Genomic DNA, 16518 nt, shown 5'->3' on the forward strand with positions numbered 1-16518 from the left:
GAAGCGCCGGTCGGGGAAGCCGGCGAGGCGCGTCCCGACAACCGCCAGCGCTTCGGGCGCGGCGGTCAGGGGCAGGGCCAAGGCCAGGGTGCCGGACGAGGCGAAGGCGGCGGCGAGGGTCGCGGCCAGCGCTTCGGTGGCAAGGGCGGCGGTGAGCGGCGCGAGGGCGCCCGACACGACGGCCCGCGTGAGCAGGGCCGGGGCAGCGAGGGCGGCAGCCGGGAGGAGCGTTTCGGCGGTCCGCGCGGCGGCGGCAAGCCCCACGCCAAGCCCGAGCGCGATGCTGGTCGGAACGGCAGCGGTCACGAGCCGCGTCGCTCCGACAACAAGGGGAAGCCGATCGATCCCGACAGCCCCTTCGCCAAGCTCGCGGCGCTCAAGGACAAGCTGAAGTAAGGAGGCCGGAGGGCGCATGGTGGCAGGCGGCGAACAGCGCATCGACAAGTGGCTGTTCTTCGCGCGTGTCGTCAAATCGCGCTCTCTGGCCCAGAAGCTCGCGGTGTCCGGCGCCGTACGCGTCAATCGCGAAAAGATCGGCCATGCCGCGCGCATCGTGCGGCCTGGCGACGTTCTCACCATCTCCGTGCACGAGCGCGTCCGCGTGCTTCGCGTGTTGGACCCGGGCCTGCGCCGTGGCCCGGCCAGCGAAGCGGCGCGCCTGTTCGAGGACCTGACCCCGCCGGCTCAGCGCCGGGCGGACGATCGGGACCTCAGCGATCTCGTCGACGCCGAGGACGAGGCGGCCGGCGAGGAGAACTGACGGCAGTTTCGGTCTGGAAACTTGGGATAAAGCCTCCCGGGGTCGATCGGGCGCGTCCCTTGTCGGGTTACTTCGTCGTGAGCGCTTAAGCTAAGCCGCCCGCCTCGACTGCACTTCACCCCCGTGAGGCGGATCAAGTCTTTCTCTCGCATCCTTGCTCGCAGGTTTTGTTTCGCGTTCCTAGCTGGCGCTCTCGCCCGTCCGTTCACCCCAGCACATCCGGTATTGATGGAGCCGAGCGGTTGCGAGCCATGTCGCCTTCCGTCCAACCCCCTGCGGCGCTTCGTCAGGGCGAGGACGATCCTTCCCGCATTGGCGGCAATTAGAGCAAGGAGTCCCTTGCCAGCGGGGCTGCGAGGGGCTACCTCCGCGATCAACCGGGCGCGGCCGATCCTCGCGCCCTCGCGAAGCGTCCCCGATTTCGGCGTGGCGTCTCGCCATCTCCTCAAGAGAGCGTTCTTTCCGGGCCAGGGTCCGTCCGGCACGGATTGGGCGCTCAGTTTCGGGAACATGCCATGACCTATGTCGTCACCGACAACTGCATTCGCTGCAAGTACATGGACTGCGTGGAAGTCTGTCCGGTGGACTGCTTCTACGAAGGCGAGAACATGCTGGTCATCCATCCCGACGAATGCATCGACTGCGGCGTCTGCGAGCCGGAATGCCCGGCCGAGGCGATCAAGCCCGACACCGAGCCCAATCTCGACCAGTGGCTGAAGCTGAATGCCGATTATGCCACGCAGTGGCCCAACATCACTGTGAAGCGCGACGCACCGGCGGACGCCAAGGAGATGGACGGCGTCGACGGCAAGCTTGAGAAGTTCTTCTCCACTGCTCCGGGGCAGGGCGACTGAGGACACCAGGGTCTCGCCCTCCCGAACGGACGGGTGAGACTTTTGACGGACACCCTTTGGCGGTAAGGCGTTCGCCTCCGCGAGGGTGGGGCGGCGCGCGGGGACCTGCACGGTCCGGTCCGATGGCTTGGTTGACCGAGCAAACCGCCTGCCGGTCTGTGTCTCGCAGACCCGGTCTCGAAGTCCAAGATTGCCGCCCATGTTCCTCAAGCGTTGCGCGCGAGCAGGCGGCACGTCTATGGGCTCAAGGCCTCGTTCCGGTTTCGAGACCGGGACGCAAGCTTCGGGACAGGGGAGGCGACTTGCCGCTTGATCCCGGCGTCGCCTGCTTCTAACGTCGGTTTCGTGTGCCGCCATGGGCGGGCCGCCTCGGTCGAGCCCGAGCGGCCTGGGCGGATCACCAGCGGTCGTTCAACCCGGCCCGTCACCCCTCGAATGCCCTCCGGTCGGCCGGCGGCGACGCATTCTCTTTCGCACACGCGAAAGATGCGCGCGTGCGTGCGTCTAGAGGTGCGCATTTTGGTTGAATTTTTGATCGGAAGAGGGTATTATTTCTGCAACAGTCGAACGTTGCCGCCGAATGCTCGCATCCGGCCGACGCTCACGGCGCTTCCGAAAGGTCTTCCCGAACGTCCGCGTCCTGCGACCGCCACCGCTCAGGCGGGCTGTCGCTTGGTCGTCGTGAAGGTCGGTCCCGGAGGTCCAGACTGCACCGGCTCATTCGGGTCGGCACGCTCAGTCCGCGGCCTTGCGGTCGTGCCGTGCATAGCGGCCTTCGTCGCTCTGCACAACAGGGAGTTTACCAGCGTATGAGCAATCAGAAGAAGACCTCCCAGCGTCAGGGTTTCAAGACAGGCGAGAGCATCGTCTACCCCGCTCACGGCGTGGGCCAGATCGTGGCGATCGAAGAGCAGGTGGTCGCGGGCATGAAGCTCGAACTCTTCGTGATCGACTTCGAGAAGGACAAGATGCGTCTCAAGGTGCCGGTCGCCAAGGCCGAGCAGGTCGGGATGCGCAAGCTGTCCGAAACGGATTTCGTGGAACGCGCCCTGAAGGTCGTCCAGGGCCGGGCCCGCGTGAAGCGCACCATGTGGAGCCGTCGTGCGCAGGAATACGACGCCAAGATCAATTCCGGCGATCTGATCGCCATCGCCGAGGTGGTGCGCGATCTCTACCGCGCCGAATCGCAGCCCGAGCAGTCCTATTCCGAACGCCAGCTTTATGAAGCGGCGCTCGGCCGCATGGCGCGCGAACTCGCCGCCGTGAACGAGGTCAGCGAGACCGAGGCGGTTCGCCTGATCGAGACCAACCTCAACAAGAACCCCAAGCGCAACGCCAAGGTTCTGGACGAGGACGAGTCGGAAGGCGAAGGCGAAGGCGAGGACGATCTCGTCGCCGAAGCCGAGCAGGAAGAAGCCGCCTAAGGCCCTTTCGCTTCTGCGCTTCCCTTGAAAAAGCCGGCCAGACCCCTGGCCGGCTTTTCTTATGCGTCAAGACCTGATACGACCGAAACATGGGTCGAGCCATGACTCCCCATGCTTTTCCCCCTTCTCCTTGACCTTGAAAATAATGCGCTATCTTGTGCAAAAAAGTTTCCGGTTGCCGGAACCTTCCATCGAGACACGCATTTTAACTCATGAAGGACGGCGTGTGCCCCGGGCTGGCGCTGTCCCATGTGATCTGTGTTTTCGACGTCCTCGGAAGGTTCCCGCCATGAAGTCCCAGTCCACGCGTCGCCACCTCATCCAGGCCGCCATGGCTGCTCCCTATCTGGCGAGGGAGGAGGAATACGAGTTGGCCGTGCGCTGGAAGGAGAACCAGGATCAGGAGGCGCTCCACAAGATCACCTCGTCGCATATGCGGCTCGTGATCTCCATGGCGTCGAAGTTCCGCCATTTCGGTCTGGCGATGAACGACCTGATCCAGGAGGGTCATGTCGGCCTGCTGGAAGCCGCCGCCCGGTTCGAGCCGGAGCGGGAAGTGCGCTTCTCCACCTACGCGACCTGGTGGATCCGCGCCTCGATCCAGGACTATATCCTGCGCAACTGGTCTATCGTTCGCGGCGGCACCTCGTCCGCCCAGAAGGCGCTGTTCTTCAACCTGCGTCGTCTGCGCGCCCGTCTCAGCCAGGGCAGCGAGAGCCTGTCGGGCACGGAGATGTACAAGGAAATCGCGACGGCGCTGAAAGTGTCCGAGGGCGACGTGGCATTGATGGACTCGCGCTTGTCCGGCCCCGACTCCTCGCTCAACGCCCCGCTGATGGAAGACGAGTCCGGCTCGGCCGACCGTCAGGATTTCCTCGTCTCCAACGAGCCACTGCCGGACGAGATGGTGTCCGCCTCGATCGACGACGAGCGCCGCGTCATCTGGCTGCGCTCCGCGCTGGATGTTCTCAGCGAGCGCGAGTTGAAAATCATCCGCGAACGCCGCCTGCAGGACGAGGGCGCGACGCTGGAAGCGCTCGGCTCCAAGCTCGGCATCTCCAAGGAGCGCGTGCGCCAGATCGAGACCCGCGCTCTGGAAAAGCTCCGCGCCGCGCTTCTCAAGGCCAACCCGGACGAGGCCGCCTTCATCAGCTAGAAGGCAGGTTCGCTCCGGTCTTGAAATGAGAAAGGCCGCCGAAAGGCGGCCTTTTCGTTGGGCAGGTTCGGCTCGTCGAAGTCGGCCCTACTCCGCGACGATCTTGTAGCGCTCGCCCGGTTCCACTTCGCTGTCGGCGGTCATGTCGTTCAGCAGACGGAACATGTCCACCTTGCGATCCACGCCCTGGATGCGATTGGCGATCGAGGCTTCTGTGTCGCCGGCCTTGGCGGTGACGATGCGGATGCGCAAGGGTTTCAGATTGTCGCGCTCGGCCGGCGAGAGAAGCCGGAACGACTGGGCGATGCCACCGGAAATGCCGGCGAGCCGGCTGGACGAGTCCGCCGGCAGGGCGGTCAGGAAGCGATAGACCTGCCCGCCGATGCGGATCACCGTGACGTTGAACACATAGGACCCGCCGGCGGCCTGCGCCGTCACGGCCGGCAACCCGTTCACCTGAATGGTGCGGATCGACGTCTTGTCGAGACCGCCGACCCAACCGCTCTGGATATAGTCGGTCAAACTGGTCGATTCCGGCACGGCGATGCCATCGAAGCGCACGGCCGTGTCGCCTGGGCCAGTGGCCAGAACCGCTTCGGCCGTGTTGTCGATCACGAAGCCTTCGGGCACCGAGAAGGTGATGCCGAGGCCGGGATGGTAGAAGGTGCGGGCGCGCACATAGCCTTCCGACGCCGTGTCGCCGAACAGCATGCCGTCGATGCCGTTGAGATAGCGGTTCCGGTCGGTGACGCCCGTGCCTTCCGGGCCGAAGACGGCCGCGTGCCGGCGTGCCAGCTCCATGCGCTGCGGCGCGGCCGGGTGCGAGGCGAGGAAGTCGAGCTGCGGATTGGTGGCCTGGAAGGCGTTGCGGAAATTGGAGAAACTGTCCATCGCCTTCAGGAAGCGGGCAGCGGCGTAAGGGTCGTAGCCTGCATCGCCCGTCTGCTTGATGCCCATCGCGTCGGCCTGGAGCTCCTGATTGCGCGAGAAGCTGGCAAGGTTCAGCCGCCCGCGCGCCAGGGCCGCGCGCGCCGCCGTGTCGCTCGACAGGACCTCGGACACGACACGCCCGGCCAGCTCCGCCGCCTCCTCGCGCTGCTGGCGCTCGATGCCGTGATTGGCGCGGACATGGCCCATCTCGTGGGCGAGCACGGCCGCCACTTCGGCCGAGTCGTTGGCAAGCGCGAGCAGGCCGCGCGTCACGTAGAGAAAGCCGCCGGGCAGGGCGAAGGCGTTGATGTTGGGCGAGTTGAGGACGGTGATGCGATAGGCGCGGTTCGGGTCCTCCGACACGGCAGCGAGTTTGCCGACGATGCCGGCCAGCATCAGCTCGAGCTTGGGGTCGGAATAGGCGCCGCCATAGGCTGTCAGGATCTTGGGATGCTGGGACTTGCCGATGGTCGACTGCGGGTCGGAGGCCTGCACCGCGTCGAACGACACGGGCTGCCGGCTCTGCCCCGGCAGATAGCCCGATTGCACGTCGGGGCTGACGGCCGCCTCCTCCAGCCCGGCACCCAGAGTGGTGCAGCCGGCGAGAAACCAGAGCGGTCCCGCGACGATCGCCCCCTTGAGCGCGCGGCGAACCATCGAGCTGGTTCGTGCGACGCCGAGCGGCGAAACCTCATGCACCATGTCCGACGATTCCCTGCGGTAACGTTCCTGCGAGATCGACCTGATCTATCCCAGACCCGCCGCACCGCGAAAGGGTTGGCGCGTCACACAGAATTTCAAAACGACACATGGGTCGTTTCTTTTCGCGATGCCTTGGGAAAAGGACCAAATTACGGTTTCCAGCGCCGGGCAGTCCGGATGCCTCGGGCTTTCGAAGGCGAGTGCATCGCCGCTGAGCCCTCGTACCGAAGCTGGGCCTTGCAGAATGCCTCCCATCGTCTCCGCCTTGAGGTTGCATCAGAGGCCTTCGCGTGGCGGAGCGCGCTCGCCGAGATAGGCGCGAAGTCGAGAGTCGGCGCTCCGGTCGAGAAGCTCGGCCACCGGCCCGGTCAGGCGGATATGCCCGTCTTCCAGAAAGGCGAGCCGATCGGCAAAGCCGCGCGCGTCGTCCGGGTGGTGCGTCACCATGACGATGGTCGGCGGCCGGGGGCTTCGGGTGCGCAGGGACGCGACGAGCGCCAGCATCTCGGCCCGCAGCGCCGGCCCGAGCGCGGCGAAGGGTTCGTCCAGAAGCAGAATGGGGCGCTCGCGCAGGATGACGCGGGCGAGCGCGACGCGCTGGCGCTCGCCGCCCGACATGTCCGACGGCCGCCGCTTGGCGAAGCCTTCCAGCCCGACCTCGGCCAGTGCCGATCTGGCGCGCTCGCGCGCGGCGCGGCCGAGCCGGGCGCGAGGTTCGATGCCGATCGCGACATTTTCCTCGGCCGTCAGATGGGCGAAAAGGTTGTTGTCCTGAAACATCATGCTGATCGGCCGCGTGGCGGGCTCGTCCCGCGTCCGGTCCACTCCTTGAAGTCGGACCGTGCCCGATTCCGGCCGCAGGAACCCCGCGACGAGATCGAGCAGCGTCGACTTGCCGGCACCCGAGGGGCCGATCAGAGCCAGCCATTCGCCTGCTCCCACTGCGAGGTCGAACCGCATTTCGACGCCCTCGTAACGATGCGTCACGCCGCGCAGTTCGATCGCCGTCATGCGGCCGGCCTTTCCTGAAACCCGCGCTCAGCGAGTAAGATGAGACCGAGGCAGAGCGCGCCCAGGAGCAGCGCCAGACCTTCCGCGTCGGTGGAGCGGTAGGACCCCATGCGCTGAAGAAGCAGGGTCGGCAGCGTCACGAAATCCTGGCTCCCGAACAGCGCGACCGAGCCGAGATCGCCCAGCGCCGTCGCAAGGCCCAAGGACGCGGCGAGCGCCAGCGGCCGGCGCAGCGCGGCGAGTTCCACATGCCGCAGCCGCGCCCAGCCGCGAAGGCCGAGGCTGGAGGCCAGACGCCCGGCCCCAACGGCCGCCGCCTCGGCCTCCGGTGCCAGAATGCGCGTGGCATAGGGCAGGATCACCATGGCGTTGGAGAGCACCGCGACGAAGGGCGCAAAGCGCGTGACGTCCCCGAGCAGGCGGAGCGCCAGAAACCAGCCCGCACCGATGACGATCGAGGGCACCACGAGCCCGAGCGCCGGCACGAGGCGCAGGACCAGCCCAAGCCCGCCCGACAGGCCGGAGGACAGGACGAGGGCCAGCGACAAGGTGAGACCCAGCACCGTCGCGCTGCCGGCGATGGCGAGGCTGGTCAGCGCAGCACGCTGGAACTGTGGATCGGCGACGAGCCTGCCGAGATCGGCCTGCAACCCGCTCCAGACGATCGCGGCGAAGGGCGCCAGTAGGAACAGAAGGCCGAGGGTCAGCACCAGCCAGTCGGCGGCGCGTTTGAGCGGGGCGGGCGGGTCGAAGCGGCGCTGCGGTGCGCCGAGCCCGAAGCCACCGAGGGCCCCGCCCGCGCGCGCTACGATGGTCGGCAGCAGGAACAGCGCGACGAGGGCGACCTGCGCCAAGGCCAGCGCCAGCGCGCGGCCGGGCGCGAAGTCATAGCGCAGTGCCTGATAGATCGCGACCTGAAGCGTCGTCCCCGCCGGCCCACCGCCGAGCACCAGAACCAGGGTGAAGCTCGTGAAGCAGAGCATGAAGACGAGGGCGGCCGCGCCCGGCAGCACGGCGCGGAGCGCGGGCGCTTCCACGAGGCGAAAGGTCGCGAGCGGCGACAGCGCCAATTGGCCCGCGAGCCTCCAGCTTTCCGCCGGCACCGCCTGCAACCCGCCCATCGCCATGCGCGTCACCAGCGGCATGTTGAAGAAGACATGGGCGATGAGAATGCCGGGCAGGCCGTAGATCGAGGGGCGGGGAAGCCCGGCCCAGACCATGAGATCGGCCACCACGCCGTTTCGCCCGAACACCGTGACGAGCCCCAGCGCGCCGACCAGCACGGGCAGCGCCTGCGGCAGGAGCAGAAGCTTCAGGAGAAGCGCGCGGCCGGGCAGGCGGTTGCGATGCAGCGCCAGGGCGAAGGGAACGCCGAACAGGAGGGACAGCAGCGTCGAAAGGATCGCCTGGGTCAGCGTGAAGCGGATGACGCCGAGGAGATAGGGATCGGTGAGGCTCGCCAGCGCCGGCGCCAGCCCCTCCGTCCCGGTGCCCAGGATCAGGAAGGGCGCGAACAGGAAGGCCAGAACAAGCGCAAGCGCACCCAATGCCGCCCCGCGCCGAAAGCGCCGGTCGGCAGCGGACAGAAACAGGCGATCCTGCTCGGCGCTTCGGTTCAAACGCTTCGACCGCCCGTGCGCAAAAGGCGGTCCGCCGACAAGCCTGCGGCCGGCTGCGTCCCGCTCAACGCCCCAGCGCGCGAAGCCATTCGGCCGTCCAGGCTTCGCGATGGGTGGCCACCGTCTCGGCATCGATCGCCAGCGGCTTGGCCGGCTGCACCAGCGTTTCGAAGGCCGGCGGCAGCGGCTCGGCGGGTTTGGTGGCGGGCAGGGCCCAATTGCCGGTCGGGATCAGCTTCTGGAAAGCAGGCGTCAGGGTGAAGGCGAGGAAGCGCTGCGCGAGCTCGGGCTGTTTCGACGTGCGCAGCCGGCCCGCAAGCTCCACCTGGAGATAGTGCCCCTCCGAGAAGGCCGCCGCCTTGTAGCGCTCGGTGCCTTCCTCGATCTGATGATAGGCGGGGGAGGTGGTGTAGGAGAGTACCATCGGCACCTCGCCCTTGGTGAAGAGCCCGTAGGCCTCGCTCCAGCCGGGCGTCACGGTCAGGATGCGGCGCGAAAGCGTGCGCCACTTTTCCTCGGCACCATCGCCATAGACCGCCTTCATCCAAAGAAGAAAGCCGAGACCGGGCGTCGAGGTGCGCGGATCTTGGATCGCGATCTTCTGCTCGGGATCGCCGTTCACCAGCTCGTCCAGGCTGGCGGGCGGGGTCTTCACCACCTCCGTGTCGTAGACGAAGGCGAGATAGGAATAGTCGAAGGGCACGAACACATCGTCCGAGAAGCCGCCGGGAATGGCGAGCGGCGACAGATCGACCCCTGAGGGCGCGAAAAGCCCGGTCTTCTTGAACTCCGGCACCAGCTCTGCGGTGAGGCCAAGCGCGATGTCGGCCTGTGTACTCTCGCCCTCCAGCTTCAGCCGGTTGAGAATGGCGACGCCATCCTCCAGCCCGACGAAGCGCAGGTCGCAGCCGCATTCGGCCTCGAAGGCCGCCTCGACCTTGGGGCCGGGACCCCAATCCGGTACGAAGCTCTCGTAGGTATAGACAGTGAGAACCGGCTTGCCGCCGTCCTGCGCCAGTGCAGGGGAAAGACCCGCGAGGGAGGCCAGAAGTCCGGCGGCGAGGGCAGGGCGAAGCATCCCGTTCTCCATGGTTTCAGATGAACGAAAACGCCTTCGGGCCAGTGCCGCGACGCTCTCCATCCCTCCGCCGGTGCGAGCCGGATCAGGTTCGTCGGGTTGGGCCGTAGCGCCTCTCAGCCCCGAAGGGCACCCCGTGTGAGCGGGATCTTAACTAGCGGGGCAGAGGAAACGCGGCAAGGGCGTTTGGGGCGCGGGGCCGAGGAGGGGCAGGCGCCTGTCGATCGTCACTTGCTAGCCGGCGCTGACCAAACCTTGCGGAGCATTGAGCCGCATCGCGTTCAGCCAGGTTCAGGCAGCGGACGGCACCATCGGACCCCAGCGCGGGGGCCGGCCTGCCCCCTGGCATTCGGCCTGGCTCCACCCTATGAGGCGTTGATCGAAACCCTTGCAAGGCGGGCTGCCCTCGCGGCTTTCCGGTCGGGCGTGATACCGCTCGGGTCGGTCTTGCATGCCGCAACCGAACTGGCCCCATCTCGCGGGTGGGGGCCGACGGAGGTTCGGAGGAATTCACATGAGCCGTTTTGCCATCCTTCTGGCCGGGCCGATCGACCCGACGCCCGCGCTGCGCCAAGCCGTTGCCGGCCGTCGCGTGATCGCGGCGGATGGCGGCATTGCGCATGCCGTGGCGCTGGGTCTCTGCCCCGAACTCTGGATCGGCGATTTCGACTCCGCCCCGCCCGAGCCGCCGGCTGCGCTGCGCGACTGCGCGATGGCGCGCGAGGCCTTTCCGCGCGACAAGGATCGCACCGACGGCGAACTCGCGATCGAAGCCGCGAAGCTTCGCGGCGGATGCGACCTTCTCCTTGTCGGTGCGCTAGGCGGGCGCAGCGACCACGCCTTTTCCCATCTGGTCATCGCTTTGCGGGAGGTAGAGGCAGACCCCGCCCTGAGGCTTGCGCTGTTCGACGGGATCGAGCACGCCCTGCCGCTGCGCCCCGGCTGGATGGAGATCGAGGCCGCGCCGGGCGCGCAATTCTCGCTGCTCAAGTTCACCGACCTCACAGGCCTGACGGTCGAGGGCGCGCGCTTTCCGCTCGCCCGCGTGGACATTCCCTTCCCCTCGATCCTGACCCAGTCCAACGAAGCGACCGGCCCGATCCGCCTCGGCCTGGAAACCGGCCGCGCGATCCTTCTTCTCCAAGCCGACCCGGCGCGCCGCTGACCCAGCGAATGCAGCGCCCACCCTTGGCCAACCCCGCCGCGTCCGCTATAAGTCTCTGAGGGTCCCATAGCTCAGCAGGATAGAGCACCAGATTCCTAATCTGGGGGTCATAGGTTCGAATCCTATTGGGATCACCAACGAACTCAGTGCTCTAGCCTACGTACTGGGTCGCACATTGCGACCATGTTGCGACGGCGTTGTTACCCTGCCGTTTTCGGTCTGTTCCGAGCGGCAATCCGGGCTGCTGCCACGCCTCTCGTTTTCTCCAAGGTTTTGCGGCTGTAAAGGGCAGTGGTCGCGGCTTGGCTGTGATTTGCGTGATGCCGCATCGCCTCCAAATCCACGCCTGCGTCGGTGCCCTCCGTGACGCCCCCGGCCCGGCTGTCTCGGCTCCAGACCGTTTTTGGAACTCCGGCTTTGGTAGCGATGGCGCGCCACATCTGCATGAAGTTCCGGTAGCGATAGGGTAGTCCAGTTGTCTCGTTCACGATGATAGGGCCGACGCGCTTCTCTGCCGGCACGAGGGCGAGCACCTGGGCCACAAGCGGATAGGCATTCGTATCATGGACGGCTTGCTGGCCGGTCTTGGTGGTGCGCTTGCGTAGGATGCCGGTCGAATCGATCTCGCTCCAGAGAAGCCCGCCGGACCAACGTCGGCCGAGATGAACGATCCCTGCCTTGCTGCCGTCCTCCACGATCGTCCAGATTCCGATGACATCGATCTGGCGGAGCGTCAGTTCGAACTGGAGGGCCTGGGCGATGGCAATGCTCGGTCGCTTCATCTCGATAGCCCTGGCGATGATCGCGGCCGACTGTTCGAAGCTGAGGAAGGTCTCCCGCGCTGGCGGCGCTTCGAATCGCATAGCCTCAAGGACGGTCGCAAGCCGAACGCATTCGGCTAGGTTCTCCGTGACGCCAAACTTGATGCTGATACGCAGAAGCTGGATCGCCTTGAACGCACGGCGAACGCGCTCGGGGCCGGGCAGCTCTCCTTCCTTCTTCGGCGGGGCGGGCTCGCGCAGCTTTTTGTACCAGCGGCGGAAGTCCGATCCGCTAAGACGGGCGAGCTGCCGATCGCCAACGGTTCGCTCCAGAAGGTCGAGCGATTCGTCATACATCGCGCGCGAGTTCGGTTTCAGGTCGTGATACGGGCTGTCCTTGCTCTTGCGATAGAGCGTGGTCAAACCCTTTATCGTGCCATCAAAACGCTTGGGGCGCGGATTGGTCTGTTCGCTTAGCCATTCCAAGAACTCAGCCGAGTAGCGTCGGCATAGAGCCGCGATTTCCGTCTCGTCGGTTGAGTGGATGCGGATGGTCGGCGTTGGATAGCCCTCAGACCTCTTCGAGATCGCGCGGGCCACCCAATAAAGTGCATATCCATCCGCCCTTTTCCTGCGCTGCAGGCCGGGAGTTTCGGTCTTCACCAGTTTTCCTTTCCATCAGGGTTGAGAGGCATGGCCCCCTGGTCATCCTGACGGACCCCATGCCGCCGGTCGAGGTAGGAGCGGCAGGCAGGCCAATAGCGCTTGTCCTCGAACATCGGATCGGGACGGGGAAAGCCGTCTTTTTCAAGTGTGCGGGCGATGGCAGGAAATAGCTTTGTATTGACGCCGAGCCGAGACGCGATCTCCTTATCGTCGAGGAAGAGCTTGTCCTGAGCCCTCTCACTCATAGGGCATGCTCCGATTTTTCGAGATGCGATCAAGCCTTTCGATCTCGGCAAGGATCAACGCTCCAGCGGCGACGAGGCTGGCGCGGTCGTCCTGGTGCTTGAAGCTCTCGGGTTCGAACGGCCAAAGGGACATGGCACGGTCGAGATCGCCCACGCGGCGAAGCCCGGTGCAGACCGCATAGGCCGCGCCGGCACGGGCAAGCTCGCCGAGGCGGTGCGTGTCGTCGTGCTCGGGCGTATAGCCTTCGGCTTCGATCTGCCGGCGGCGCTCCGCGAGGACGTCGCGAGCGGCGCGCGTCAGGCTGGGGGTGTCGGCGAGCGGGCTCAAAACGGAAGCTCCTCGACGTAGCCGATCTTGGCGCTGGTGCGATCGAACTTGTCGCGAACGGCCTTCGGCAGGTCGACGCCGGCGGCTTGGGCCATCAGGTCGAGATAGATGAAGGCGTCGGCGAGCTCGTCGGAGAGATCCTGCCGCAGCTGCGCCTCGGTGCGATCGTTGCCCGGAATGCCGTCGCGCACGCGGTTGAGCTTCTTCACGACGTTCGCCGCCTCGCCGAGTTCGCCGAGGGTCGCGGTCATCCAGTCGGAGAGCGACCATGCGTCAAGCGGCTGGTTGAAGCCGTTCTTTGCCTCGCAGCGGGTCCGGTTCTCGCGGCTGAAGGACTCGAGGTGGAAACCGAGCGTGTGGAAGGCCGGACCGAACAGCGCGCTGCAGGTATCCGCCATCACCATGGCGGCCGCAGCGAGTTCGGCGGCGCTACGTGCGACGTGCTGTTTGGCGACGGGATCGATCGGCGCCCGTACGTCGGCCTCATCGACGGGATTTGCACATTGAAGGTTCTTGGCCTTCGCCGCTTTGTAGGCCGCAACCTGGGCGCTGTAGCAGGTCTCGGCCGCGCGTCGAAGATCGGCTGACTTCTGCATCATCGCGGGCGCGAAGTAGGAGGGAGCCGGCCCCTTCCATCCACCGCGCGGATACTGGGCACGCAGCGCGAGTTCCATGTGGACCGCGAAGGCAAGGACCTCCGCGCGGGGAAAGATATGCGTCATGGGGCGGTCCTTTCGGAGATCTCGCGACGGCCTTTGGCCGTGATCAGAAGGCGGGGATTGCGGCCTCGGTAGCTGACGCGGGCGAGGCCTTGATGGGTGAGGAGGGGTGCGTCGCGCAGGCCGACGCGCCCGGCCGTGCCGAACCATCCGTTCCGGGCGCGGGTGCAGCCGATCGGCATGGACGCCTCGATGACCGTCAGCTGCCGGCACATCGCGTCCGTGATGCCGGGCGGCAGGTCGAACAGCGTCGGCGCTGGCTCGCGGCGCATGGGGTCAGGCCTCGCGCTCGGGCAAGCCGAGGAAGTAGCCCTGCGTCCGCAGGTCCGCCTCGATCTCGCGCGCGGAGGTTTCGGCCTCGTCCATCGCGCCGGGCTCGTCAGCACGCGACTGGAGTGCGCGCAGGATCGGGCCGGTCGCATGGTCGAAGGCCGAGCCCTCGACGATCGCGAGATAGCCGGTGTCGATCAGGCGCCGCAGGAGGCAGTAGAGCGCCAGACCCTCGTCGGCGAGTTCCGCGCCTTCGTTCCGCCGGGGCGCGAAGACGGCGGTGTCCAGCCGCTCCAGGCGGCTTTGCGCCTTGCGAAACGTTTGGGCCCTGCAGAGCGCGACGGTTTCGAGCCGTGACTGGGTCAGAAGACGCAGCGTTTCCGCCGTCTCGGGTTCCTGAACATCGCGCGCGCCGATGGTGATGACGTGGCGCAACTGATCGATGAAGAGGAGCTGCTCGACGCGCTGCCGATCGGTGACGAAGGGCATCATGCGGCACCTGTCGGAAAGCCATCATGCGTTTGGCCATCCAAGTTGCGACCGGCGGCCTTCTTGCCGACGCGTTCCATGCGTGACCGGGCGCCAAACAGATCGATTTGGCGCGGATAGGCATCGACCTGATGCATGGTCGTTCTGTCGAAATCATAATCACCGAAGGCGAAACGACCGGGTTTGCCCGAGGGAATGAAACGGGCCGGTGGCGCCCATTCACCCCACTGCTTGAACAGGAATGCCACGCCTGCCTCGGCGCACTGATCGCGGAGTTCCCGCACCCATTGGATGCTCATCGGGCGCGCTCCGGAGCCGCTCTCGCCACCGGCGATGATCCAATCGAATGTCAGCGCCGATTTGCGGAGATCAAGCGGGCTCAGGAGTGGCTCGGCGCTGGCGAAAAGGACGGCTGGATAGAACCGCTCCGCGAACACGTCGCGAACTGCTCTGGAGCGGCGTTCCAATTCCTCTTGGTTCTCTGTCGAGATGCCAAGCCAGACAGACCGGCGAACATCGCCCCAGAAGGCGGGGAGCATCTTGGCAATGTTCTGGGGGCGCTTTGTGAGGAGCAGCCAATCGAGGTCCGGGCACTCGCGGATCAGCGCCCACAAGTCCTCGCGTGCGCCTTCCGGTGCCTGATTATCGAAGACGTCCGCCAGGGATGCGCAAAAGACGCGCTGGCGTCGGCCGTGCTCTTTTTGAAAGGCGTCGGCCTGCCGCTGCCAGCGACGCGGGAGCGCCCAATTGGCGGGCGAAGTCCGAATTCGGGCGCCATGAGGCCCCCATTCCACCCTTCCGTAGCGCTTATCCATGAGTGTTTCGGCGTAGCAATTGTCGCACGCCGACGAGATCTTGGTGCAGCCGATCCAAGGATTGAACGTGGAGTCGCACCATTCGATTGCGGATACCTCGGCCATCATCAGTGCCTTTCGGCCTGCGCCGGCGCGAAGCGCTGGGCGATGACGGATCTGCAATCGCCCGTATGGGCTTCCAATCCCTTGAGGGCGTCGGCTTCATCGCCCGACCAGTCTGCGATGGTGTTGGCCGATACGGTTCCCAGTGCGCCCATGACATCGACCGGATGCATGCCCCGAAGAGCTTCGAGGATTCGCTCGACGGCGCGGGTCTGCGCGCGTTTGTCGCCAGCCCATTCAGCCATCGTTCCGCACCTCTGCTTCGAGCGCCGAGAAGATGATCTGAACCATCGTCACACCCTCATCGGCATCAGGACGACGAGGCGGTGCTCGTCGTTGGGGTTTCGGATGACGGCCGGGGAGCCGGGCTCGCCCAGCGCGAACTCGACCCTGGCGAATGGGAAGGTGCCGAGAGCGTCGTTGACGTATTTGGCGTTGAAGCCGAGCTCGAGATCGAACGGCTGCGCCATCTCGACGGCGATCTCGTCCGTGCCGATCCCGGCGTCCGGGGACTGGACGGTCAGCGTCATGGTGCCATCCGCCAGGGTGAGCTTCACCGCGCGGCCGCGCTCGGAGGATACGGTGGCAACGCGATCGACCGCGCCCTGCATGGCTTCGGGGTCGACCATCATGCGGTTCGGGTTGCCGGTCGGAATGACGCGCTGATAGTCGGGAAAGGTGCCGTCGATCAGCTTCGACAAGAGGCGGAAGCCGGTGGCCGAGAACTCGATCTTGGACGTGTCGACGCGGATGGCGATGTCCTCGCCCTCCGGCGTCCAGTCCGTCATCTCCTTGAACAGGCGGACGGCCTTGGTCGGGACGATGACGCCGGGCATCTCGCCAATGCTGCCGATCGCCTCCTGCTCGAGCTTGGCGAGGCGATGCCCGTCCGTCGCCACGCTGACGAGGCGACCGTCCACCGCGTGCAGGAAGACGCCGTTCAGGTAGTAGCGCGTCTCCTCGCTAGAGATCGCGAAGCCGCAATCGTTCAGGATGCGCCGCAGGCGCGCCTTGGGGAGCGCGAATTCGACCGCGTCCTTGTCATGGACGCCCTTGATCTCGGGATAGTCCGCGTCCGGCAGGGTCAGCAGCTTGAACGAGGAGCGACCGGCCGAAACGGTCGCGTTCGTCTCGTCGGCCTTGAACCGCACCTGGTTCTTGCCGAGCTTGCGCAGGATGTCGGCCAGAAGCTTCTGGGGAACCGTGGTCGCGCCGGCGGTCTGGACCTCGGCGGCGATCTCCGTCGTCGTGTGCATTTCGAGATCAAGGTCGGTGCCCTTGATCAGGAGGGTGCCGTCGACCTCGGCCTGCACGTGGACGTTCGACAGGATCGGGATCGTGTTGCGGCGCTCCACGACCTTATCGATCTTGGCGACGAGCCCCGCGAAGACGTCCGCTGCGATGGTGAAGTCGACGGCCATGGG

The 16518-nt window shown here is 66.1% G+C and carries 18 protein-coding genes, 1 tRNA gene, 1 pseudogene and 1 riboswitch; of the genes and pseudogenes, 7 read left to right on the forward strand and 13 right to left on the reverse strand.

Annotated elements, in window-relative coordinates:
• The 5 genes and pseudogenes from AUL32_RS25515 to AUL32_RS01285 all read left to right on the forward strand — a co-directional run.
• Positions 1-396: pseudogene (locus AUL32_RS25515) on the forward strand (helicase); the annotation flags it as partial.
• 16 nt (positions 397-412) lie between these two features.
• Complete coding sequence (locus AUL32_RS01270; RefSeq protein WP_062111080.1) at positions 413-760, forward strand: RNA-binding S4 domain-containing protein; 348 nt, start codon at positions 413-415, stop codon at positions 758-760.
• 515 nt (positions 761-1275) lie between these two features.
• Positions 1276-1614, forward strand: a complete 339-nt coding sequence (gene fdxA / locus AUL32_RS01275; protein WP_061974273.1) for a ferredoxin FdxA — start codon at positions 1276-1278, stop codon at positions 1612-1614.
• 809 nt (positions 1615-2423) lie between these two features.
• Complete coding sequence (locus tag AUL32_RS01280) at positions 2424-3038, forward strand: CarD family transcriptional regulator (RefSeq protein WP_062111081.1); 615 nt, start codon at positions 2424-2426, stop codon at positions 3036-3038.
• 289 nt (positions 3039-3327) lie between these two features.
• Positions 3328-4194: an RNA polymerase factor sigma-32 gene (locus AUL32_RS01285; protein WP_061974277.1), complete on the forward strand. Its 867-nt coding sequence runs from the start codon at positions 3328-3330 to the stop codon at positions 4192-4194.
• A gap of 87 nt (positions 4195-4281) precedes the next feature.
• Here the strand turns inward: AUL32_RS01285 and AUL32_RS01290 are convergent, their stop codons facing one another.
• The 4 genes from AUL32_RS01290 to thiB form a co-directional block, all read right to left on the reverse strand.
• Positions 4282-5826 carry a M48 family metalloprotease gene (locus AUL32_RS01290; RefSeq protein ID WP_082639187.1) on the reverse strand — a complete coding sequence of 515 codons (1545 nt, stop codon included), beginning with the start codon at positions 5824-5826 and terminating at the stop codon, positions 4282-4284.
• Positions 5827-6102: 276 nt separating this feature from the next.
• Entirely contained in the window at positions 6103-6837 is a 735-nt protein-coding gene (gene thiQ / locus AUL32_RS01295) for a thiamine ABC transporter ATP-binding protein (RefSeq protein ID WP_062111082.1), read from the reverse strand.
• Positions 6834-8456, reverse strand: a complete 1623-nt coding sequence (locus AUL32_RS01300) for an ABC transporter permease subunit (protein WP_244497598.1) — start codon at positions 8454-8456, stop codon at positions 6834-6836. The genes thiQ and AUL32_RS01300 overlap by 4 nt, the downstream gene beginning before the upstream one ends.
• A 64-nt stretch (positions 8457-8520) precedes the next feature.
• Positions 8521-9534, reverse strand: coding sequence for a thiamine ABC transporter substrate binding subunit (thiB, locus tag AUL32_RS01305; RefSeq protein WP_062111182.1), 1014 nt, complete (start codon positions 9532-9534; stop codon positions 8521-8523).
• Between the two features lie 45 nt (positions 9535-9579).
• Positions 9580-9681: riboswitch (TPP riboswitch) on the reverse strand.
• 367 nt (positions 9682-10048) lie between these two features.
• On the opposite strand from thiB, the gene AUL32_RS01310 reads away from it, so the two are divergent.
• Complete coding sequence (locus tag AUL32_RS01310; protein ID WP_062111083.1) at positions 10049-10699, forward strand: thiamine diphosphokinase; 651 nt, start codon at positions 10049-10051, stop codon at positions 10697-10699.
• Between the two features lie 60 nt (positions 10700-10759).
• Positions 10760-10836, forward strand: a tRNA-Arg gene (locus tag AUL32_RS01315).
• A gap of 63 nt (positions 10837-10899) precedes the next feature.
• On the opposite strand, the gene AUL32_RS01320 is transcribed toward AUL32_RS01315, so the two are convergent.
• Genes AUL32_RS01320 through dnaN form a run of 9 tightly spaced genes read right to left on the reverse strand, consistent with a single transcriptional unit; the run spans position 10900 to position 16515 of the window.
• Positions 10900-12123 carry a hypothetical protein gene (locus AUL32_RS01320; protein ID WP_062111084.1) on the reverse strand — a complete coding sequence of 408 codons (1224 nt, stop codon included), beginning with the start codon at positions 12121-12123 and terminating at the stop codon, positions 10900-10902.
• Positions 12120-12371, reverse strand: coding sequence for a hypothetical protein (locus AUL32_RS01325; RefSeq protein ID WP_062111085.1), 252 nt, complete (start codon positions 12369-12371; stop codon positions 12120-12122). The genes AUL32_RS01320 and AUL32_RS01325 overlap by 4 nt, the downstream gene beginning before the upstream one ends.
• The gene (locus AUL32_RS01330) at positions 12364-12699 is read right to left on the reverse strand and encodes a hypothetical protein (RefSeq protein ID WP_062111086.1); all 336 of its coding nucleotides are present in this window, start codon (positions 12697-12699) and stop codon (positions 12364-12366) included. Before AUL32_RS01330 ends, AUL32_RS01325 begins: the two co-directional genes overlap by 8 nt.
• Positions 12696-13373, reverse strand: a complete 678-nt coding sequence (locus tag AUL32_RS01335; protein WP_156421275.1) for a hypothetical protein — start codon at positions 13371-13373, stop codon at positions 12696-12698. The genes AUL32_RS01330 and AUL32_RS01335 overlap by 4 nt, the downstream gene beginning before the upstream one ends.
• A 44-nt stretch (positions 13374-13417) precedes the next feature.
• Complete coding sequence (locus AUL32_RS01340; RefSeq protein WP_062111088.1) at positions 13418-13690, reverse strand: hypothetical protein; 273 nt, start codon at positions 13688-13690, stop codon at positions 13418-13420.
• A gap of 4 nt (positions 13691-13694) precedes the next feature.
• Entirely contained in the window at positions 13695-14180 is a 486-nt protein-coding gene (locus tag AUL32_RS01345) for a hypothetical protein (RefSeq protein WP_062111089.1), read from the reverse strand.
• Positions 14177-15100 carry a DUF5131 family protein gene (locus AUL32_RS01350; protein WP_244497600.1) on the reverse strand — a complete coding sequence of 308 codons (924 nt, stop codon included), beginning with the start codon at positions 15098-15100 and terminating at the stop codon, positions 14177-14179. Before AUL32_RS01350 ends, AUL32_RS01345 begins: the two co-directional genes overlap by 4 nt.
• Complete coding sequence (locus tag AUL32_RS01355; RefSeq protein ID WP_062111090.1) at positions 15100-15339, reverse strand: hypothetical protein; 240 nt, start codon at positions 15337-15339, stop codon at positions 15100-15102. Before AUL32_RS01355 ends, AUL32_RS01350 begins: the two co-directional genes overlap by 1 nt.
• Positions 15340-15387: 48 nt before the next feature.
• Positions 15388-16515 (reverse strand): DNA polymerase III subunit beta, encoded by a 1128-nt coding sequence (gene dnaN / locus AUL32_RS01360; RefSeq protein WP_062111091.1) that lies wholly within the window; start codon positions 16513-16515, stop codon positions 15388-15390.
• Between the last annotated feature and the right edge of the window lie 3 nt (positions 16516-16518).

The sequence above is a fragment of the Aureimonas sp. AU40 genome, assembly GCF_001463785.1.
GTDB lineage: Bacteria > Pseudomonadota > Alphaproteobacteria > Rhizobiales > Rhizobiaceae > Aureimonas.

Excerpts from the sequence above, each read along its gene's own strand:
- AUL32_RS01285 (WP_061974277.1), top strand. The coding sequence starts at position 3,328 with ATGAAGTCCCAGTCCACGCGTCGCCACCTCATCCAGGCCGCCATGGCT.
- AUL32_RS01355 (WP_062111090.1), bottom strand. The coding sequence starts at position 15,339 with ATGGCTGAATGGGCTGGCGACAAACGCGCGCAGACCCGCGCCGTCGAG.
- AUL32_RS01340 (WP_062111088.1), bottom strand. The coding sequence starts at position 13,690 with ATGCGCCGCGAGCCAGCGCCGACGCTGTTCGACCTGCCGCCCGGCATC.
- thiQ (WP_062111082.1), bottom strand. The coding sequence starts at position 6,837 with ATGACGGCGATCGAACTGCGCGGCGTGACGCATCGTTACGAGGGCGTC.
- thiB (WP_062111182.1), bottom strand. The coding sequence starts at position 9,534 with ATGCTTCGCCCTGCCCTCGCCGCCGGACTTCTGGCCTCCCTCGCGGGT.
- AUL32_RS01350 (WP_244497600.1), bottom strand. The coding sequence starts at position 15,100 with ATGATGGCCGAGGTATCCGCAATCGAATGGTGCGACTCCACGTTCAAT.
- fdxA (WP_061974273.1), top strand. The coding sequence starts at position 1,276 with ATGACCTATGTCGTCACCGACAACTGCATTCGCTGCAAGTACATGGAC.
- AUL32_RS01345 (WP_062111089.1), bottom strand. The coding sequence starts at position 14,180 with ATGATGCCCTTCGTCACCGATCGGCAGCGCGTCGAGCAGCTCCTCTTC.
- AUL32_RS01270 (WP_062111080.1), top strand. The coding sequence starts at position 413 with ATGGTGGCAGGCGGCGAACAGCGCATCGACAAGTGGCTGTTCTTCGCG.
- AUL32_RS01290 (WP_082639187.1), bottom strand. The coding sequence starts at position 5,826 with ATGGTGCATGAGGTTTCGCCGCTCGGCGTCGCACGAACCAGCTCGATG.
- AUL32_RS01280 (WP_062111081.1), top strand. The coding sequence starts at position 2,424 with ATGAGCAATCAGAAGAAGACCTCCCAGCGTCAGGGTTTCAAGACAGGC.
- AUL32_RS01325 (WP_062111085.1), bottom strand. The coding sequence starts at position 12,371 with ATGAGTGAGAGGGCTCAGGACAAGCTCTTCCTCGACGATAAGGAGATC.
- AUL32_RS01310 (WP_062111083.1), top strand. The coding sequence starts at position 10,049 with ATGAGCCGTTTTGCCATCCTTCTGGCCGGGCCGATCGACCCGACGCCC.
- AUL32_RS01335 (WP_156421275.1), bottom strand. The coding sequence starts at position 13,373 with ATGGAACTCGCGCTGCGTGCCCAGTATCCGCGCGGTGGATGGAAGGGG.
- dnaN (WP_062111091.1), bottom strand. The coding sequence starts at position 16,515 with ATGGCCGTCGACTTCACCATCGCAGCGGACGTCTTCGCGGGGCTCGTC.